Genomic DNA, 19379 nt, shown 5'->3' on the forward strand with positions numbered 1-19379 from the left:
CGTACTACTGTAAAATCGCTCATTCATCCCCCATAACCGTTAACCTAGAAATAAAGCTTCACCTCACCCGATCCTATGACTCAATCTAATAACAACTTTGCCAGCGGATTTCTCCTCGGCTCCATTGTCGGGAGTGTTTTAGGCGGTATCTTAGGGGCAACCCTAGCCAATCGTCGGAATGAAAACCTAGAATCTGAAGAAATCTTAAATGGTAATAGCCAAAATCAGTTCCAAAACCCCAATCTTGATTTTAGAGCCGATGCCGAGATTGAAGCGGCTCGTCGCCGCCTAGAAACCAAAATCGCCCAACTCAATGAAACCATTGATGATGTGCGTGACCAACTGGGAACCATGAATAAGGTCCCATCTGACCCGGAAACCAATGGGTAATCGGGAATGGGGAATGGGGAATTAGGGCATCTCTGCGTCCCCCCATCTTCCCCGTCTCCCCATCCCCGCGTCTGCATGTCGAACTGTTCTCATCTCCCCATCCCAACCGGTTCGGGAATTGCTCTGCCACTTCTGGGAAGCGATCCGGTACATTAGAAAACAAGTGATCCTGCAAATCTTTAGAGGAATAACATCCCCATGTACTTGCTTGCCAGCACCCTAGCGACATTTTGTAACATTTACTTTGTCCTGCTGATTATTCGAGTTTTATTGAGTTGGTTTCCCAGTATCAACTGGTTTGACCCCCCATTTTCTCTGTTGAGTCAGCTTACCGATCCCTATCTGAATATTTTCCGGTCGATCATTCCGCCTCTGGGGGGATTGGACTTTTCCCCCATTTTGGCGATCTTCTTGCTCCAGTTTTTAGCCAATGTGTTTAACACCCTTGAGGTATCTTTTGCACAAGGTTCATTGGGCTTCTAGCGCCGAACTCGACCCCCAAACCCCGCAGCCTTGAATTGCTCTAGGATTAGGGGAGTCGGTTGATCGGCGGCCACTGAGATTCTCAGTTCAAAGTCACTGACTCCCGGTGGCACTTCTTCAATTAACCCCAAACGAGTCCGATTTTGCATGACAGGGTTGCGGTTGGCATCGTAGACGCGACCAAAAATATCGGCATCATAAACCGTTTTTCCGGTTGGATTCGTTGCTTTTCCATGGATGAGAAAGCAGTTGGCCTTTTGAGAGAAACCTCCACTGGTGACGGTTCCTTCACCAATTTCTGGAGGGCAAGTTTCGTAAGAGAGGTCAGAGAGTTTAATTTGAGTGAGTGCCAAGGCATCAGGGGCGATGCTCCAAGAGGTAAGGATAAGAAGCAGCGCCACTAGAGCGAGTTGCACAGAACGAAGTAGAGAAGGCGATCGCATAAGTGATTACATCATAGACTTTATCTGATCGATTATTTAGCTTACCCTGGATTGAGCATCAAGCCCAAGGTTAGCCTTAGCCTTGGATTAGAGTTTCAATGGGCCATTTTGGCTAAGGGTGTATTGATATTGGCTGAATAATCGGAGATCTATGGGGGAATAACAAGGATGATGGGGGAAATGAAACCAATCCATACAAAAATCAAAGAAGCTCAATTCCGTTTCTTGATGGAAACTACAACGGATGGGGTTTGGATCTGGGAGGTGGAAGCTGACCAGGTGGTATGGAACGAAAAAATGTATACTCTGATTGGTCTTCCCCCTCAAGGAATTGAAGCCAATTTGGAGAGGGTTCAATCTCTGATTCATCCAGAGGATCTAAAGAAGTATCAAGAAATGATTGATGCAGCTCTAGAAACTGGCAATAGCTATGAACTAGAGTTTCGTATCCGTCGTAGTGATGGTCAATATATTTGGGTACTCGATCGCGCAACCGTATTGAAAGATAATGATAATCGTCCTTATCGGATGATGGGAACGATCGCAGATATTAGCGATCGCAAATATAATGAACTGTGGTTAAATGGGCAAAAACAGATTCTAGAGGCGATCGCCAAAAATGCTCCTCTTCAAGAAACCCTCAGCTTACTCATTCATACTTTAGAAAGTCAAGCCTCAGAACTGTTCGGATCGATCCTATTGACCGATCTACCAAACAACTGCTTAAGGTTAGGGGCAGCTCCTCACTTACACCCGGATTATAACCAAGCAGTTGATGGCGTACCTATTAGTGAAGGTACTGGATCTTGCGGTACAGCCGCCTATCGAAAGGAACCTGTGATCGTAGAAAATATTGCAACCGATCCCCTCTGGAAAAACTATAAAGATTTAGCCCTATCCTATGGCTTACAAGCTGCTTGGTCAGTTCCTGTATTATCGTTACAAGATCAAGTGCTGGGCACATTTTGTTTTTATGCTCAATCCCCCAGTCTCCCCAAAGAGAAACATCACAAACGGATGGAGTCTGCCACCCGGTTAGCAGCAATTGCTATTGAACGATGTCAAAGTGAAGCGGCTTTAAGGGAAAACGAGCAACGATTTCGTTGCTTATTTGAAGAAGTGCCTTTAATTCCAGTACAGGGATACGATCCAGACCTGAATATCTTTTTCTGGAACAAGGCAAGTGAAAATTTATATGGATATTCTCCTCAAGAGGCGATCGGAAAAAATCTAGAAGAGCTAATTCTTACCCCGGAAACAGCCGATTATCTACGCCAAGGGTATCATAACTGGATTACCCAAGGAATTCCCATGGCTCCAGGAGAATTAATTGTCAAAAATCATAAGCAAGAATCGATCCGTATTTTCTCTAGCTATGTCCTCCTTTACAATGCCAAAGGAAAACCAGAATTATACTGTGTTGATTTAGATTTAACTGAACGCTACCAGCAAGCCGAAAAACTTTCTGAATTGAGTACCCGGCTTAAATATCTCCACCGTCTGAGTACCGGTAATTATCAAGATTTTGAGGAACTGTTTGCGGCTTACTTACAGGCTGGATGTCAACTATTTCGATTGACAACGGGATTTATTGCCAATCTCAATCAAGAGATTATTTGCTTAGAATTTGTGCAAAGTGATTTGCCACTAAAACCGGGAATGTGTTTTAAGGTATCCGATACATATTGTTCGGAAGTGGTCGATCATCAGGAGACCATTAGTTTTGGGAAAATTGAAGACTATCCAAAACTGAAAGAATATTTTCCCTATAAAACGTTCAAGCTAGAATCTTATCTAGGAACTCCAATCATTGTGGAAGATAAAATTTATGGAGTACTGAGTTTTCTCTCTCCTGAAGTCCGTACCCAACCCTTTACCGAAGCCGATCGCGAGATGATTGAGTTAATGGCTAAGGATATTTCTCGCTTTATTACAGACCATCACCAGGAACTGAAACGCCAAGAAGCAGAATTAGCCCTGCGCGAGAGTGAGTTAAAATATCGCAGTATTTTTGAAAATATTAGTCAAGGAATTTTTCAAAGTACACCCGATGGCTATTATTTAAGTGCTAATCGGTTTCTAGCTCATCTCTATGGATATGATAGTCCAGAATCCTTGATCGAGTGCTTGACCGATATTGATCGTCAACTTTATGTCGATCCGACTCGTCGTCAACAGCTCAAAATCCTGACTGAAGAGCAGGGGATTGTTTATGATTTTGAGTCTGAGGTTTATCGACGAGATGGTGAAATAATCTGGGTTTCAGAGACTCAAAGAGCGGTTTTAGATGAGGAAGGAAATATCATCTATTATGAGGGAACTGTAGAAGATATTAGCGCTCGTCGTCAAGCGGAGGAACAACTGCACTATGATGCCTATCATGATAAACTAACGGGTTTAAAAAACCGGACTTGGTTTATCGATCATCTGGGTCAAACGATCCATGCCTATCAATTGCAAGAGACTGGCTTATATGCCATTCTATTTATTGACTTAGACCGGTTTAAAATTATCAATGATAGTCTGGGGCATTTGGTCGGTGATGATTTATTAAAACAGGTGGCTCAGAGATTACAAACTTCCCTGAGTGGAATTCATGGAGAGTCTTTTTGTAACCTGGATCGGGAGATTCCTAAAGATACATTAGCTCGATTTGGGGGGGATGAATTTGCGGTATTATTAACGTCCCTGAGCGATCCTCAAGAGGCGATCGCCGCTGCCGAACGGTTAGTCTCCCTGATGCGAACTCCCTTCCGGATGGGAGATTATGAGTTTTCCTTGGGCGCGAGTATTGGCATTACCTTAGGGCATCACGATTATCACTCCCCAGAAGAACTCTTACGAGATGCCGATCTGGCCATGTATCAGGCGAAAGGACAAGGAGGAGGGCAGTTTGTCTGTTTTGAAACAGTCATGCATCCCCGCGCCCTAGCTCGGTTGCAGTTAGAACACGATCTCACTCGTGCCCTAGAGTTAGAAGAATTATCTTTATGCTATCAACCGGTAGTCTGCTTAAGGACAGGGGGATTAAAAGGATTTGAGGTCTTGTTGAGATGGAAACATTCTAAGAAAGGATGGATTTCACCGGGAGAATTTATTCCCGTGGCCGAAGAAATTGGTTTAATTAGCACCTTGGGATGGTGGGTTTTAGAGCAAAGTTGCCGTCAATTGCAGCAATGGAGAGCTGAGATCTCCCAGGGGTTAGAGATCGTATTGAATGTGAATTTGTCGTTATTGCAACTGAAACAGACGAATTTAGTTGAGCAAATTGAAAAATTATTGCGATCGCATCATATTCCCGGTGATTGCTTAAATTTAGAGGTTACCGAAACGAGCTTTCTGGAAACTTCTCAATTTGATGCGTCCATCTTGCATGAACTCAAAGCATTGGGCTTACAACTGTCTATTGACGACTTTGGCACCGGATACTCCTCCCTCAGTCGGTTACACCAACTGCCCATTGATATGATTAAAATTGACCGAGAATTTGTTGATGGTATAGAAACGGATATTAGCAAAGAGGCGATCGCCCAAACTATCATCACCCTCGCCCATAACCTGGGGGCACAACTCGTTTGTGAAGGGATCGAAACCCCAGCTCAATGCTGCAAACTGCAACAGCTTGGGTGTGAATACGCACAAGGTTATCTCTTTTCTCGCCCCCTGATCCCCCGATCGGCTACCCAATTACTCAAACATCCTCATTTTCAACAAGCCATCAATTGGTCATCTTGTGGTTGCTCTGTAGCCTCGAAATAGGGAATAGGGAATAGGGAATGGGAAATAGGTTTAGAGTCGCTAAGGAGTCGGAATTTAAGGAACTCCTAACTGCCTTGGCCGTTGCTATAATGCTTATCACCCTACCAGAACCCCAAGATCGGAGAGTATATTAAAAACAACCCTATGATCCATTACTTATTACCGATTCCCCCTTACCAACTCCCCATTACCCATGAGCCATTCTGCTCAACTCACCCTCAATTCCTGTTTACTTGACTTAAATCTCCAAGATTTTCAAGTCAGTCCGACAACTTTAACTCAAGTTGTCTTAAATCAGTTCGATCAACGTCCAGACCTTGCCGGTGTAATTATTGCCAGTCCTGAGCGACTGTTGGGTATGATTTCCCGGCGTTTATTTTATGAGCATTTAAGTGAAAGCTACAGCACACAAAAAATCTTAAAAACTCCTATTCAATTTTTTTTGAATAATATGAAAACCCAAGGGAAATGTTTGCAGCTTTCCTATACTGAAAAAATTGGTACAGCCGTTAATATTGTTCTATCCCGCGATCCCAAAGTTATTTATGAACCCATTGTGGTTGTTTTCCAAGAAGCTAGTGTACCGGGGATAGCTGCCTATTTTTTGTTGGAATTTCAAACCCTTATTTTAGCTCAATCTCAAATTTTATCTGACTTAAACCGGGAAATAGAAAATAAACAACTTGAAGGTCAACGAAACACGATAAAACTAGAACGGGAGCATCAAAAAGTAGAAGCCTATGCTCGATTACTTGAAGATCAATTAGCGACGATCCATGAACGCAATCAGCTCCTGGAATTACAGCAGCAAGAATTAGTGCAAAAAAATCAAGAGGTTGCTGATTTAAATCATCGATTTATTCAAATTGGAAAACTTTTATCCCAATCCGGTAAACGAGCCTTTCGGGCCACCTCCTCTGGTGTAGGTGTGATTTGTAATCAAACCGATAAAATTGTGAAAACTGGAGACTTGTTAGAAGAAGAACTTAAAACGATTGATGAAACCTCAAAGTTGATTGAAAGAGTCAGTCAACAGGTGCGACACCTAGCCGTACAACTAGCAATTATCGCCAATCAAATGAGTTCAGAAATGAGAGGCTTTAGTAGTGTTAGTTCGGAAATTAGTCAATTGGTTACCCAAACTTTTGAAGCTGGGCAACAAATGAAACGGTTCGCAAATCGATTTCGCCAAAGAATTCAAGAGTTTACCGAATTTGCCCAAACGGGAAGTCAAGTAGCTACTTCTTTAGTAGATAAAGTAGAGAGTGCTGAAAAATCCCTCAAAGATTTAGAATTGTTAGTTCAATTTCAAGCGAATAAAAAAAGATCGGTTCCTAGACCTGCACCCCCAAGATCTCGCCCCGATCCAACTGAGAGTAAGTCCAGGGCTTCTGAAGAGAAAAATCAGAAGAATGGCTCTGAGTCCCCTAGGAGTGATAAACTATAGAGGAGTGTTACCTCATGATTAGAATATGATTAAAACGGGAATCAAAATAGCTTTAAGTTTATCTTTCTTTTTATCTATGGGGATGAATGTGGTCAGTCAAACCCCTCCTGCAAATACTTATCAGGAAGGATTTTGGCAACCGATCGCCCGGGTTGACAATCCCCAATTTCCGATGACTGTTGAGCTGGTCAACCAAACGGGTCTCAATCTAGATTATGGATTGACTACTGACTCGCCGATACAAGTACCAGAGTACTTACGTCCAGGAGCAACAACGAGTATAGTTCTTGCCGATCCAGAGGCGAATATTTCCATTGGTTATATTCCTCTAGATCCCAGGAATGAAGAGATTAGCTTTGAATATAACATTACCATAAACTCTAATTCATCTATTCGGTTTGAAATTCTTCGCACGGACAAACCAGATCGGGTAGGCGATGGCATTGGTCGGGTGATTGATATTCAAAGTACGGGGGGGATTTTTATTTATTAATTTCATAAAATTCGCTCACCCACCTCTCTCAAATATTAGAAAAATGGCAGCCGATCATCACTTTATCCTAGACTTAACTCTTGTTTTAGGTGCTTCTGCTCTTGGAGGATATGTAGCTACTCGCCTACGACAACCGGTACTGTTAGGATATCTGGTGAGTGGGTTTGTAGTGGGGCCTTTTGGCTTGCAATTGCTGGCAGAAACGGAACAGATTAAACCCTTAGCAGAGATCGGGGTTGCATTTTTATTATTTGCGTTGGGGGTAGAATTTTCCCTGGCAGAATTAAAGCGGGTGAAAGAAATTGCTATTCAAGGGAGTTTATTGCAAATTGGCTTAACCTTAAGTTTAGTGGCGATCGCCTCAACGGTCCTTGGTTGGGTCAGTGGTTGGACGCAAGGAATTTTCTTAGGGTCAATCTTATCACTTTCTTCAACGGCAGTAGTACTGAAAACACTCACTGAGCGAGGAGAAGTCAATACCCTTCATGGGCAGGTGATGTTAGCGATTTTAATTGCCCAGGATTTAGCTCTGGGGTTCATGTTAGCCATTTTACCCGCATTAGATTCCCCCGAACACGTCTGGCCCACATTAGGAGCAGCCTTACTCAAAGTATCCATCTTTTTAGGGTTGGCGATCGCCTTGGGACGATGGGTTGTTCCTCCCCTGATCAAAAGCATCGCCCGCACCGAAAGCAGCGAACTCTTCCTCTTAACCACCATTGCGCTGTGCTTAAGTGTTGCCCTGGTTACTGCCCATCTGGGATTATCCATTGAAATGGGAGCCTTTGTGGCTGGCTTAATGATGGCCGAAATTGATTATGCCGATCAAGCCCTGGCTAAAGTTCTCCCCTTACGCGATACCTTTGCCAGCCTCTTTTTTGCCTCTATTGGCATGTTAATCGATCCGCAAATTTTGCTCGATAACTTCGGCATTATTTTAGGATTAGTGCTGATGGTGATGTTCGGGAAAGCCCTGATTATCTTCCCCATTGTCCTCAAATTTGGCTACTCCTTAAAAACCGCCGCGATCGCCGCTTTGGGCTTAAACCAAATCGGTGAATTTTCCTTTGTCCTCGCCTTAGAAGGATTCGATCTGGGTCTGTTAACCGAGGAAAAATATCTCCTGATCTTAGGCACAACTGCCATTACTCTAATCCTCACTCCTATTAGCATCCGCTTTGCCCCCCGGTTAGCCCAATTTATGGATAAAATCCCTGGCCTCAACCAACTCCTACGTCAACAAGAAATCAAAGCACTATCCTTACCAGAAACAATTAAAAATCATGTTGTCATCGCTGGCTATGGGCGAGTCGGACAAGCCCTAATTAGAATTTTGCATAATCAAGGACATCCTCTCTTAGTTATTGACAATAGTGAAGCTGCAATTCAACGATTAAGACATCAAAATATTCCCTATATTTTTGGTGATGCCGACTCCGAATTGGTCTTAGGCAAAGCTCATTTAGAAACGGCCAAAGCCTTGGCCATTACCCTCCCCGATCCTGGCACGACCAGACTCTTGCTCAAACATGCCCTAGAATTTGCACCAGAATTGGATGTGGTTGCCCGATCCCATAATAATAGTGAAATTGATGTCCTCACCCAACTAGGGGCCCAAGAAGTCGTACAACCGGAATTTGAAGCTGCCCTAGAAATGGGGGCCCATTTACTGTCCACATTAGGTGAATCTCAATGGGCGATTCAATCAGTCATTCAAGCAATTCATCGCGACCATTATCGCAGCGTCCGTCCAGAAAATTTGGTGGGTCTGCAACAGAAATGGCTGGATGATGCCACTGAATCTTTGCACCATGAATGGGTAAAACTTTCAGAAACGTCATCCTTAGATTGGATGACCTTAAGTGAAACCGATATCCGTCATTTAACCGGAGTGACAGTAATGGCTATTCAGCAAGGTGACGATCGGGTCTATTATCCGAAAAATAAAATGACCTTGCGTTCCGGTGACCAATTATTAGTCGTCGGAAAACCAGAAGAAATCTTAGCTTTTCGAGATTTAGTTGAGGGACGTAGCGCCCTTGCCGAGGGAATCAGTCATTGGTTAACCCTTTCTGAGCTATCCCCGCTGATTATGCTCACACCCCGTGACATTTGGCAAAAATATCAGGTGGTCATTCAAGCGGTACGTCGCCATGGAAAACTTTATAATCCAGTGGATTCAGCCATGCAATTAGAAGCAGATGATTGTTTATTATTGCGAGGAGAGAGCGATCGCATCCAAGACGCGATCGCCGATGATATCCTCTTGAACCCAAACGAGTTAAACTAATTTCTATTACCGATTACCGATCCCCTATGTCCCTCGATTATCTTGAATTTGCTTCTTCTAGCCAACCTCCCCAGGGTTTAGTAATTTTTCTCCATGGTTGGGGGGCAAATGCACCCGATTTATACCCCCTAGCTGAAACTCTGAATTTACCGGAATATCAGTTTATCTTTCCCAATGCTCCCTTTGCCCATCCCGAAGTTCCAGGAGGGTTAATGTGGTATGGTTTAGACTTCAATAATCCTGAAAAAATGTTTAGCGATTCTCAAAGAATTCAAGTCTCCTATGAAAAACTTAAAGCATTTTTAGAAGGGTTATCTCAACAAACTGGAGTCCCCTTAGAAAAAATAGTTTTAGCTGGATTTTCTCAAGGGGGAGCAATGGCGCTCCATGTGGGATTAACCCTGCCGTTTGCAGGGTTAATTGGCTTGAGTGGTTATTTGCATTCAGAAGTAGAATATTCCTATGAGCCTCCAGTGTTTCTCTTTCATGGTCGTTTCGATCCGATGGTTCCCCTGGAGAAAGGAAAACAAGCCAGAGATGAGTTACAAAAACAAGGAATTGCAGTAACCTATGAAGAGTTCGATATGGCTCATCAAATTATTCCAGAAGAGTTGGAGCGGGTGCGCCAAGTTTTGGTGGATATGTTGGCATAGAGCGCTAGGTGTTAGGGAATGGGGAAGAGGGAATCGGGAATGGGGAATTGAGGTGGAGGATCATCGAGCCTAAATTATGAATCATACCCTTGTAAGATTCCCCTATCTCCCTATCCTCTCAACGGTTATAGTAGCTAGGTTTCTCTCATTGAAAGACAGTCCTATGGTGAACTTAAGACAAAGAATCTGGAATTGGGGCGCGATCGCCACTTTAGCGATCGCCATTACCGCTTGTGGTTCTTCTCCAGAGGAGGTTGCCTCCTCTCCTTCTCCGGTTGATCCCGTAACTCTCACGCCAGAAGAAGTACAAAATTATGCCAGGGTTATCCTAGAACTTGAACCCATTCGCCAAGTTGCTCTCGGCCAAGTACAAACTTTAGTGGATAGCGGTGTAGCGCCGATTATTATTTGCACCGATCCCCAGAGTCTTGCCGGTGTATCTTCTGAAGTGACGGAAGTGGTGGTTAATTTCTGTACTCGAGCTAAAGAGATTAATGACAAATATGGCTTTACCCCTACACGCTTTAATGATATTACCCGTAATTTACCGACGAATGCAGAATTGAAAGCACAAGTTGATGAAGCGCTGTTAGCACAGGTGATGAATCCAGAGACAACTGCACCGGAAACCACTGACTTAGGACAATAATTTGTAAGTTGGGAATGGTTCCATTAACCAACCAAGAGTGGCTGACTGGTTTTGTTGGCGCGATCGCTCTAAAACTTGGATGGGTATTTCTAAGGATAAATCAGGAAAATCTTAATACTTTTAAAGGGGTCGAGAATTGCGATCGGGGGCGATCGTCAACCCAAACATTTTCCCCTGTTGCACATTCACAATCCAATATTCTCGAATCCCTACTTTCGTTCTCAATCACTGAATCCTTGAAAACCTCCAGCTACCCTGTCTTGCATCTTGTCTACAAAATTGGTATAAGATAGGCGCTAACTCCTTAAAAACAGATAACTCTCGCCTTTTATGACTATTGATGAGCTATGGGTATTGATAGGCGCTAAATACCACAAACAATTAAGACCCGTACAAAAAATAGTGCTTTATCAATCCTGGGAGGGATATTCCTTTGCTCAAATAGCCAAACAATCTGGATTTACACAAGATCACCTCAAGAATATCGCATCCAAGTTGTGGTCGTTGCTTTCAGACCTGTTTAACGAGACCCTGACTAAAAAGACCTTCCGTGCCATTCTAGAACCGCGCCCCCTGAGCGTCCTCGAACGAGAACTCATCGCACAAGCGACTCCTCTGATGCGGGAATACCCCCTAGAATCCCCCGATGGTCCCGTTCCCCTCGAGTCTCCGTTTTACATCCAGCGTACCCCGATTGAAGAATTGACCTGCACAGCTATCGCAACACCGGGAAGCCTGATCCGACTCAAATCACCCAAACGCATGGGAAAAACCTCCCTGATGGTGAGAGTATTAGCTCATGCTCGGCAGTTAGGCTACCGCACCGTCTCTCTAAACTTGCAGCAAGTCGATCGGGCGTGTTTAACAGACCTAGATTCTTTCTTACGCTCGTTTTGCCTGATGCTCTCGCGCCCACTGAAGTGGACATCCAACCTCGACGATTACTGGGACGATTTTTTGGGGAGTAAAAGTAATTGTACCATCTATCTTGAAGATTATTTACAAGCTCACCACAATTCGCCTTTAGTCATTGCTTTAGATCGGGTTGAGGAGCTATTTTTATATCCAATCATTGCCGCTGAATTTTTTGCCATGCTGCGTTATTGGCACGAAAAAGCGAGTTTTGGAGATAGCGAAAGTGAACTCTGGAAAAACTTACGTTTAATCCTGGTTTACTCTACCGAAGAGTATCTCGCTTTGAAGACGAATCACTCGCCGTTCAATGTTGGTTTTGTGCATAAGTTGCCGTTGTTTACGTCGTTTCAGGTTGAAGAATTAGCGGAGCGCCACCAACTCGACCTCTCAGTGCAACAGATAGAGCAATTTATGGAATTAGTTGCAGGTCATCCCTATCTCGTGCGACTGGGATTTTATCATCTTGCTCAACAGACCGTCACTTGGGAAGAATTAATGAAAACGGCAGCAACCGATACTGGTATCTATCACAATCACCTGCACCAACATCTGGCTAGCCTGAAAGCCGATCCCGATCTCGCCGTGGCTTATAAAGAGGTATTGAAGGCAAACCAACCCATAGAGTTAGAGCAGCAATTAGCGTTTAAGTTGCACTGTTTGGGATTGGTGAATTTGCAAGGTTCTGTTGTGTGTTCTAGTTGTCAGTTATATACTGACTATTTTCGAGACTTAAAGTTTTAGTCGATGCAAGGTTTTGGCTATCCAAGCTCGATCAAAAATTGATTCGTAAATGCGGTTGCCCACTTGGAGAACACCCCTTTTGTTGATGACTAACCCAGACATGAGCAAGTCTGCTTGTTCGACATTATCAATAGCGATCGCCTCTGTTTTCTCTAAGATTTGCCCATAAATTTCGAGTAGTCTAACCGCTTTCTGTTTATCTTGGAGGAGGTAATCGCGAATCGTTCTTAAATGTTGGGGTTCGTCTTGAGTTTCCCAGTCGGTGAGAATGTGCGATCGCACTAATTCTTCTACCCATTCTCCTTCGCGGTTACTTGGAAGAGTGGAAGAATCGTTGCGGATTAGCCGACAGAGTTTTTGGGTGAGGAAGGGTTGACCTCCCGTCCAAGCTAAGATTTCTGTCAGTAGGGTTTGGGGGTTGGTCACCCGTTCGCTTAACCCATAGAGTAAGGGTTGAACTTCGTGCTTTCTAAAATAGGCGAGTTCAATTTTTTGACCGATGTTAAATGGGGTGCTGCTTTTGGATTGAATGAGTTGATAAGGAGAGGCGGCACCGAGTAAGATGAAAGTGAGGCGATTATAATCGGGAATTTCAGCTCTTTGATTATAGCAGTAACGGAGGATTTTGAATAAGGGATCGGTATCAAAATCCAGGTTGAGGACGGTATCTATTTCGTCGATGAAGATGGCAATTTTTCCCGAAATGTTGGGGAGTAAGACCGTTTCGATGAATTCAGAAAAACGTTGGCTGGAGGATAAGAGGTCGCGATCGCGCCACCAACTGCGAAGATTAACGCTATCTGATAGACGAAATGCTTTGACTAATAAATAGGCTAAACCAGCATACCAGTGTTCCGGACGGACTTGGCGATCGCTAATTCCAGTCAGATCGATCGCCACGCAGTTAATACCTGTATTTTTCAACTGTTTCACCATTTGCACGCGCAAGCTAGACTTTCCCATTTGCCGAGAATTAAGGATCGTGCAGAATTCTCCTTTGATTAAGGCTTTGTAGAGTTGTCTGTCGGCAGAACGGACGACGTAAGTTGGAGCATCTATTGACAGGCTTCCACCGACTTGATAGTCAAAGGTTGAGGGTTCTTCTCCACTTTTCAGTAACTCGTTTTCGATTTTTAGTTCCGCCTGAGTTAATTTCAGAACTTCTACAGTTTGAGACAGTTCTTGAGTGCGTTCTTCTACTTTTTGTTCGAGACTTTCGCTGTAGTCTTCTAATTGGGCGTAGAGGCGAGCATTTTCAATGGAAATCGCGGCTTGGGATGAGAGAATTCTTAACAGTTCCAGGCGATCCTTTGTAAAGGTGTTAGTCGCCAGGTTATTTTCCAGGTAGATAATGCCGCTAATATTGCTTTGGTTGATGAGGGGAGTACAAAGAATCGATTGACATTGATACTGTTGAGTATAAGGATCATTGGTAAAGTCTCCTTCATTCATAGCATTGTTCAAAACCACCGTTTCGCCAGTGCGGGCGACATAACGCACTATTTTTGAGGATAGCTTTGGAAACGCCTCTATGGGAATAGACTGCAAAACTAAAACATTCTCAGAATCCGTTTCTTTGATCGCTTCGATTAATAAATCTTCGTTACTAGGTAAAATTAGAATTCCCCGTCCTGCTCCAGCATTTTCAATGAGAATATTCATTAAATTTGCTAGTAACTTTTCTAAAACAATTTCACTGGAAAGGGCATTGGTAGATTTGATTACTGTAGCGATGTCTAGCAACTCCGTGCTACCCGAACTAGTATCTCTGCTCGAAGTATTGGAGATGGTTAATGTTGAGGATTTTGTCGAAAGAAAAAATTCTGAATAGCGAGTTTCTAGATCTCGTACTTTGGCTACTGCACCCCAGCGCTGGTAGGCATAATGGGCTTCTTTGAGGTAGAGTTGGGCAAGAGAATTTTGGTTTCTACTCAGATAGTATCTGCCTGCGAGTTCGTTGGCGAGGGCTTCTTCGTTCAGGTATTCGTTTGCTTTAGCTAAGGCTATGGCGCGATCGTAGTATTCTCGGGCATCTCCGTTTTTGTCAAGTACTCGAGCGCGTTCGGCTTCTACTAGATAGTATTTGTGCTGATAGTTCATGGGGGCGTGGTGCGCCCAGTTTTCCATTTTGGTTTGATTGGTTGCGACTGTTTCGAGTATTTGTTGGCGATCGTCTTCGCTGGCACTAGGATATACTGCTAGGCGAGCCAAAGAGTCATACATTTGATATATTCCAGTCAATATTCCTGCTGAAATATCTTTGTATTCTTCTAATTTTACAGCATATTCTAAAGATTTTTCTTCTTTACAAAAGACAAAGTTAAGCATTAATTTATTGAAATAAATATGAAGAAATGAAGCACCATCTTTTGCTTCTATATGAATAGGAAGCATTCTATCTTCATCGTATGCCTGTCCCTTTAAAATCGTTGTTTCTTCACTTTTTTCCATCAAATTTAGAATGCTTTGCCAGTATATTTTTTGCCAGTTCAAAACTATTTTTTGCTCAATTCTATTAATAGCATGAGCATATTGAGCGAACTCTCGTTCCAAGAGATTCAATTCCAAACCAATTACGTAGGAATGTAGGCAATAGCAATAACCTGACATTGCTGCAAATGGAAAATCTCCTATTTCTACTCCTGTTTGATAGCCTAAAACCATGGGAGATAAGGTTGATTTGATATGCTCTTTTAAAAGGATGACATGATCGTAAACCATCAGCATTACTCTTGATGCTATTTTTTTTACATTAAAATGCGACAGAAAATCTAAGGCTAATTGACCATATCTATAGCCCCGATCTATATCTCCCCAAGCATTACAAAGTCTTTGAGCATAACAGGCATAGACAAAACCAGTCTCAGTAGAATTACCATATTTTAGAGATAGCCTTATTTTTTGCAAAATGATTAAAGAGCAGAGATTTGGATCTGTGATGTAACTAGCAGCAAATGATGAACTTAGTACCTTCATCGCTGTCAAGCATAATTTATCAGTCATTATCGGCATTCCCAGCAAATCCGAGTAGTTGTAGTTTTCCAATACAGATTGCGTTTCCTGAAATGCTTGCATAACATCCGACTGACTCGGATTTTCTGGAAAGTAAATTTCTAATAATTTCAACAGGTATAAAGCGGTATTAAGAGCTTCTTGTGGTTGATTACGAGCGTAGTATGATTCTATTTTAACTTCATAAACTTTAGTTTTATCTAGAAGTGTTTTTGCTTCTTGTTTGACGGTTTCAGCTAATGACTCCATATCATCAAAACTGCCAGATAAATAAGCTGTTTCAGCAGCTTCTAGATATAGCTCTAATGTCAAATCGTAATTATTTTGCCAGCTATCATGTTCTAGCGTTGTCAGACCGATTTGTAGATAGTTAAACGCAGGTTGATAGGCTGCTGAGGCTTTCGCTTTTTTCCCTGCAAGTAGATTCAGTATCGCTAATTCATCTAGACTCGATCGTTCGTCGATTAATATGCGACCCTTATTCAGTTGGTTAACAATATCGAATATTTTCCGATCGCGCTCTTCATCACTTATATTTGCTAATAGCAACTGTCCCAAGCGCAAATGCACGGCTTGTCGATCCGCTTCGGCAATTAAGGAATAAACAGCTTGCTGGATGCGATCGTGAACGAACTTATATTCTGCGATGAGACGATCGGAGAGACCCTCAACCTCAATTTCCATAAGCTTGTAAGCATCACCGATGGGAAGAATAAAACCCTCTCTAAGAGCAGCTCCTAACAGAATTGCTGTTTCTCTTGGCGATTTTTCAGAAACGATCGCGAGAGTTTCCAAGTCGAACTGGTTGCCCGTGCAAGCTGCCAACTTCAAAACGGCGATGGTTTCTGGCGGCAACTTTTGTACTTTAAGAGCCATCAATTCGACTACGTTATCTGTTATTTTTCGACCTTGTATTTGTTCTAAATCCCATTGCCACTCACAGCAATCTCTATTGAAACCCAGTAATAATTCCCCATACAAATTCTTTAAAAATTCAGTAATAAAAAATGGATTACCTCTTGTTTTTTTCTGTACTAATTTTGCTAGAGGTTTGACTTGCTTTGCTGCTAAATTTAAGGTATCTCCGATTAGCTGAGTGACTTCTTGCAACTCTAAAGGTTGTAGAGAAATTTTGCTTACTAATACTTCTGCTTTTTTGATCTCTTCTATAGTCTGACTCAACGGGTGCGTTTCACTGACTTCGTTATCTCGATACGCTCCGATGAAGAAAAAATATTGGATATCTGCGGCAGTTATCAGCCGTTCCAGCAGTTTCAGAGATGCTCTATCCGCCCATTGTAAATCATCTAAGAAAATGGCTAGGGGATGTTCGGGTTGAGTAAAGACTGTAATGAAGTTTTGGAAGACAAGGTTAAAGCGGTTTTGGGCTTCGGCCGGTGGCAGTTCTACTACAGGGGGTTGCACGCCTAATATTGCTTCTGCTTCGGGAATCACTTCGATTATAACCTCTGCATTGACTCCCAAAGCATCCATAATTTTCTGCTTCCACTGAGCCAATTTTTCCTCGCTTTCGGTGAGGAGTTGTCGCATCAGCGATCGGAATGCTTGAATAATAGAAGCATAGGGAATGTTGCGTTGAAACTGATCGAATTTACCTGCGATAAAGTATCCATGAGTTTCGGTAATAGGCTTATAGACTTCTCGAACTAAGGCGGATTTGCCGATGCCAGAATAGCCAGAAACCAGCATAATTTCGCTAGTACCCCGACCAACGCGATTAAATGCATCTAACAAACTGTTAACTTCTCTTTCCCTTCCGTAAAGTTTTTGGGGAATCTGAAATATGTCGGAAAAATCGTTGCGACCCAGAAGAAAACTGTCTATCTTGCCTTTTTCTTCCCATTGCCTTTGACATTCCTCTAAATCTGCCTTAAGGCCGGAGGCTGAGTTGTAGCGGTCTTCAGCATTTTTTGCCATCAGTTTCAGGACGATATCCGAAACAGTTTGGGGAATTTCTGATTTGATTTGATGGGGAGAGACTGGTTGTTTGGCGATGTGTGAATGTACGATTTCTAAAGGATCGTCGATGGGAAAAGGTAATTGTCCTGTTAGTAACTCGTAGAACGTCACTCCCAAGGAATAAAAATCAGTTCGATAGTCTATCGCTCGGTTCATCCTCCCTGTTTGTTCGGGAGAAATATATGCTAAGGTTCCTTCCAATGTATTGGGGTTACAGAACGTTGTCGTTTCTCGCGACAGCACTGTAGAAATGCCGAAATCAATTACCTTAATTTCGCCAGTCGTGGGATTGAGGACGATATTTGAGGGATTAAGATCTTTGTGAATAACATATCTTTGGTGAATTTGCCCTATGATGTCAGTAACTAGAGCAGCTATAGTAAAAAAGTGGCTGACCTCGACATGACCGGCTAACTTCAGTTGCACCAAAGATTGACCCCCGAAGTCTTCCAAGACGATCGTTAATCGGTCGTTACTTTCTAAGTTATAAACTCTTACTACTCCTTTTAATCCTTCTGCGTTCAGATTTTTGATAATTTCATACTCTCGCTTAAACCCAGCAATTGTTTCTGGTAGAGGATAAGCATGCTTCAAAATTTTGGTGATAACGGGTTGCTGATTTTGTCGATCGATAGCTGAATAAACGATTGAGTTGCTACTTTCGTATAATTTGACTTCTACTTTATAGTTAGACAAGACGAACATCATAATCTTTTCCTATACTATATTTAAATCTGTCTATCAAAAACAACACCCCCTAGATCTGCGGTGAATACGATACCCAATAATTTGCATACGAGCGATGAAACCATCGAGATCGCATTAAAAAGGTATCGTATTACCAACATAGATTTAGGAGGATCGAATAAACCCAAAAACAGATAAATGTTATTAGGTTTTGATAGTTTTTAGAGTTGTCACCTTGACTTTCACTCTGTCTCCGACTCCGATGGCTCCGGATCGGATGGATCCGGATCTGGAAATGGATCTTCGACTGGGTCTGCAGCAGCTATAGCCAACACAGATAGTTCGCTACCTAAAGCGATAGCAATGTCGTCCTTATCTCCTCTCTCGATTAGCTGTCTATCCAATTCTGCTAACCCTGATGCCCCCAGTAGTTGCTTTGGAGTGCCAGCAAAAGCTAACTGTTTTTCAGGAGCTACAGCTAAATCTGCCAAGAAATTCACTAAATTGTTCAATGTTATGTCTCCTTGTGAACGGTTTAAACACTTGGTATTTTTTTGTTGTAGGATACCATCGATATCAATGCTTAAAGGGGTCATTATTGGGTTAACTTTTTTGGCATTGTAAGTCTAACCCCTCTTTCCTACCTTCTTATGGAGTTTTTTGACTCCTTGCAGCATCCTCAATTGCTCTTACTTCCTCTAAGAACCTCAGAGAGAATTGATGGCTGCCGACGGCTATCCCTCTTGTCTTCATATCGTTAGTAAATCTGGACAAATCGAGGCTAGTTCTTGTACGATCGTATATGTTTTTGTTTAGGAAAATAGCCTGAAGGATATCAGCCGTCACAGAATGATATTTTTCTAGTATGAACTTATAGGCTTCTAGCTTTTCTGTATCACTTCTCATCTCTGGAATTTTGCTTTCCTTCTGCGATATTATTTTCCCTGAAGTTGCAGCCCGCATGGCATAAGCAAATGCATATTCATTATCTGTGTTCTGAATAGCTGCTGTAAAATCACGATATGCAGGCTCATACTGACTGTCACGATAGTAAGCCCATCCCCGATGAGCTAGAGCCCAAGAGTAACCAGGAGATTGTTTGAGAGCTTTCGTGTATTCCTCTATGGCTTTTGGGTAATTACCCGACTCGAACCAATATTGACCCAGCTTTGCTATTGCCCAAGGATAATGGTCTTGCCTGAGTGCGATGGCTATTTCTAAATTTTCTCTGGCATCTTGCGAAGGAACTTCACGGCCGTGTCTGTTTAGCTGGGCTGACCCAAGATGTGCGTAAGCCCAAGCATACTTATCGTTTTTTCGAATGGCCTGCCTAAAAAAACTTATTGCTTTACGATAGTCTTTACGTAGACGACACGTCTCGCCTTCTATTGCCAAATCTAATGCTGTTTGCGACATTTGCGACATCACATAATCTCC

Annotated in this window: 13 protein-coding genes; 9 read left to right on the forward strand and 4 right to left on the reverse strand. The window is 42.7% G+C overall.

Features of this window, described 5'->3' with window-relative positions; all coding sequences use genetic code 11:
- Positions 1–75 precede the first annotated feature (75 nt).
- On the forward strand, positions 76–390 hold the full coding sequence (locus PN466_RS18245) for a hypothetical protein (RefSeq protein ID WP_271942043.1): 315 nt from the start codon (positions 76–78) through the stop codon (positions 388–390).
- A 198-nt stretch (positions 391–588) separates the two neighbouring features.
- Positions 589–873 (forward strand): YggT family protein, encoded by a 285-nt coding sequence (locus tag PN466_RS18250; protein WP_271942045.1) that lies wholly within the window; start codon positions 589–591, stop codon positions 871–873.
- On the opposite strand, the gene PN466_RS18255 is transcribed toward PN466_RS18250, so the two are convergent.
- A complete protein-coding gene (locus PN466_RS18255) occupies positions 870–1316 on the reverse strand; it encodes a hypothetical protein (RefSeq protein WP_271942048.1) in 447 nt (148 codons plus the stop codon). The two genes, PN466_RS18250 and PN466_RS18255, sit on opposite strands and share 4 nt — an antisense overlap.
- 180 nt (positions 1317–1496) lie before the next feature.
- On the opposite strand from PN466_RS18255, the gene PN466_RS18260 reads away from it, so the two are divergent.
- The 7 genes from PN466_RS18260 (at position 1497) to PN466_RS18290 (ending at position 12263) form a co-directional block, all read left to right on the forward strand.
- Positions 1497–5075: an EAL domain-containing protein gene (locus PN466_RS18260; protein WP_271942051.1), complete on the forward strand. Its 3579-nt coding sequence runs from the start codon at positions 1497–1499 to the stop codon at positions 5073–5075.
- Between the two features lie 193 nt (positions 5076–5268).
- A complete protein-coding gene (locus tag PN466_RS18265; RefSeq protein WP_271942053.1) occupies positions 5269–6522 on the forward strand; it encodes a chemotaxis protein in 1254 nt (417 codons plus the stop codon).
- 25 nt (positions 6523–6547) lie between these two features.
- A complete protein-coding gene (locus PN466_RS18270) occupies positions 6548–7015 on the forward strand; it encodes a hypothetical protein (RefSeq protein ID WP_271942055.1) in 468 nt (155 codons plus the stop codon).
- 43 nt (positions 7016–7058) lie between these two features.
- A complete protein-coding gene (locus tag PN466_RS18275) occupies positions 7059–9305 on the forward strand; it encodes a cation:proton antiporter domain-containing protein (protein WP_271942057.1) in 2247 nt (748 codons plus the stop codon).
- Positions 9306–9331: 26 nt separating this feature from the next.
- Positions 9332–9958, forward strand: a complete 627-nt coding sequence (locus PN466_RS18280) for an alpha/beta hydrolase (RefSeq protein WP_271942060.1) — start codon at positions 9332–9334, stop codon at positions 9956–9958.
- A 163-nt stretch (positions 9959–10121) separates the two neighbouring features.
- A complete protein-coding gene (locus tag PN466_RS18285; RefSeq protein ID WP_271942064.1) occupies positions 10122–10607 on the forward strand; it encodes a DUF4168 domain-containing protein in 486 nt (161 codons plus the stop codon).
- A 330-nt stretch (positions 10608–10937) separates the two neighbouring features.
- Positions 10938–12263: an AAA-like domain-containing protein gene (locus PN466_RS18290; protein ID WP_271942066.1), complete on the forward strand. Its 1326-nt coding sequence runs from the start codon at positions 10938–10940 to the stop codon at positions 12261–12263.
- Here PN466_RS18290 and PN466_RS18295 read toward each other — a convergent pair.
- The 3 genes from PN466_RS18295 to PN466_RS18305 all read right to left on the reverse strand — a co-directional run bounded on the left by PN466_RS18295 (position 12252) and on the right by PN466_RS18305 (position 19358).
- Positions 12252–17963, reverse strand: coding sequence for an AAA family ATPase (locus tag PN466_RS18295; RefSeq protein ID WP_271942068.1), 5712 nt, complete (start codon positions 17961–17963; stop codon positions 12252–12254). The genes PN466_RS18290 and PN466_RS18295 overlap by 12 nt on opposite strands.
- Before the next feature lie 221 nt (positions 17964–18184).
- Positions 18185–18538 (reverse strand): hypothetical protein, encoded by a 354-nt coding sequence (locus PN466_RS18300; RefSeq protein WP_271942069.1) that lies wholly within the window; start codon positions 18536–18538, stop codon positions 18185–18187.
- 52 nt (positions 18539–18590) lie between these two features.
- Positions 18591–19358, reverse strand: a complete 768-nt coding sequence (locus PN466_RS18305; protein WP_271942072.1) for a tetratricopeptide repeat protein — start codon at positions 19356–19358, stop codon at positions 18591–18593.
- Between the last annotated feature and the right edge of the window lie 21 nt (positions 19359–19379).

The organism is Roseofilum reptotaenium CS-1145 (assembly GCF_028330985.1).
Lineage (GTDB): Bacteria > Cyanobacteriota > Cyanobacteriia > Cyanobacteriales > Desertifilaceae > Roseofilum > Roseofilum reptotaenium.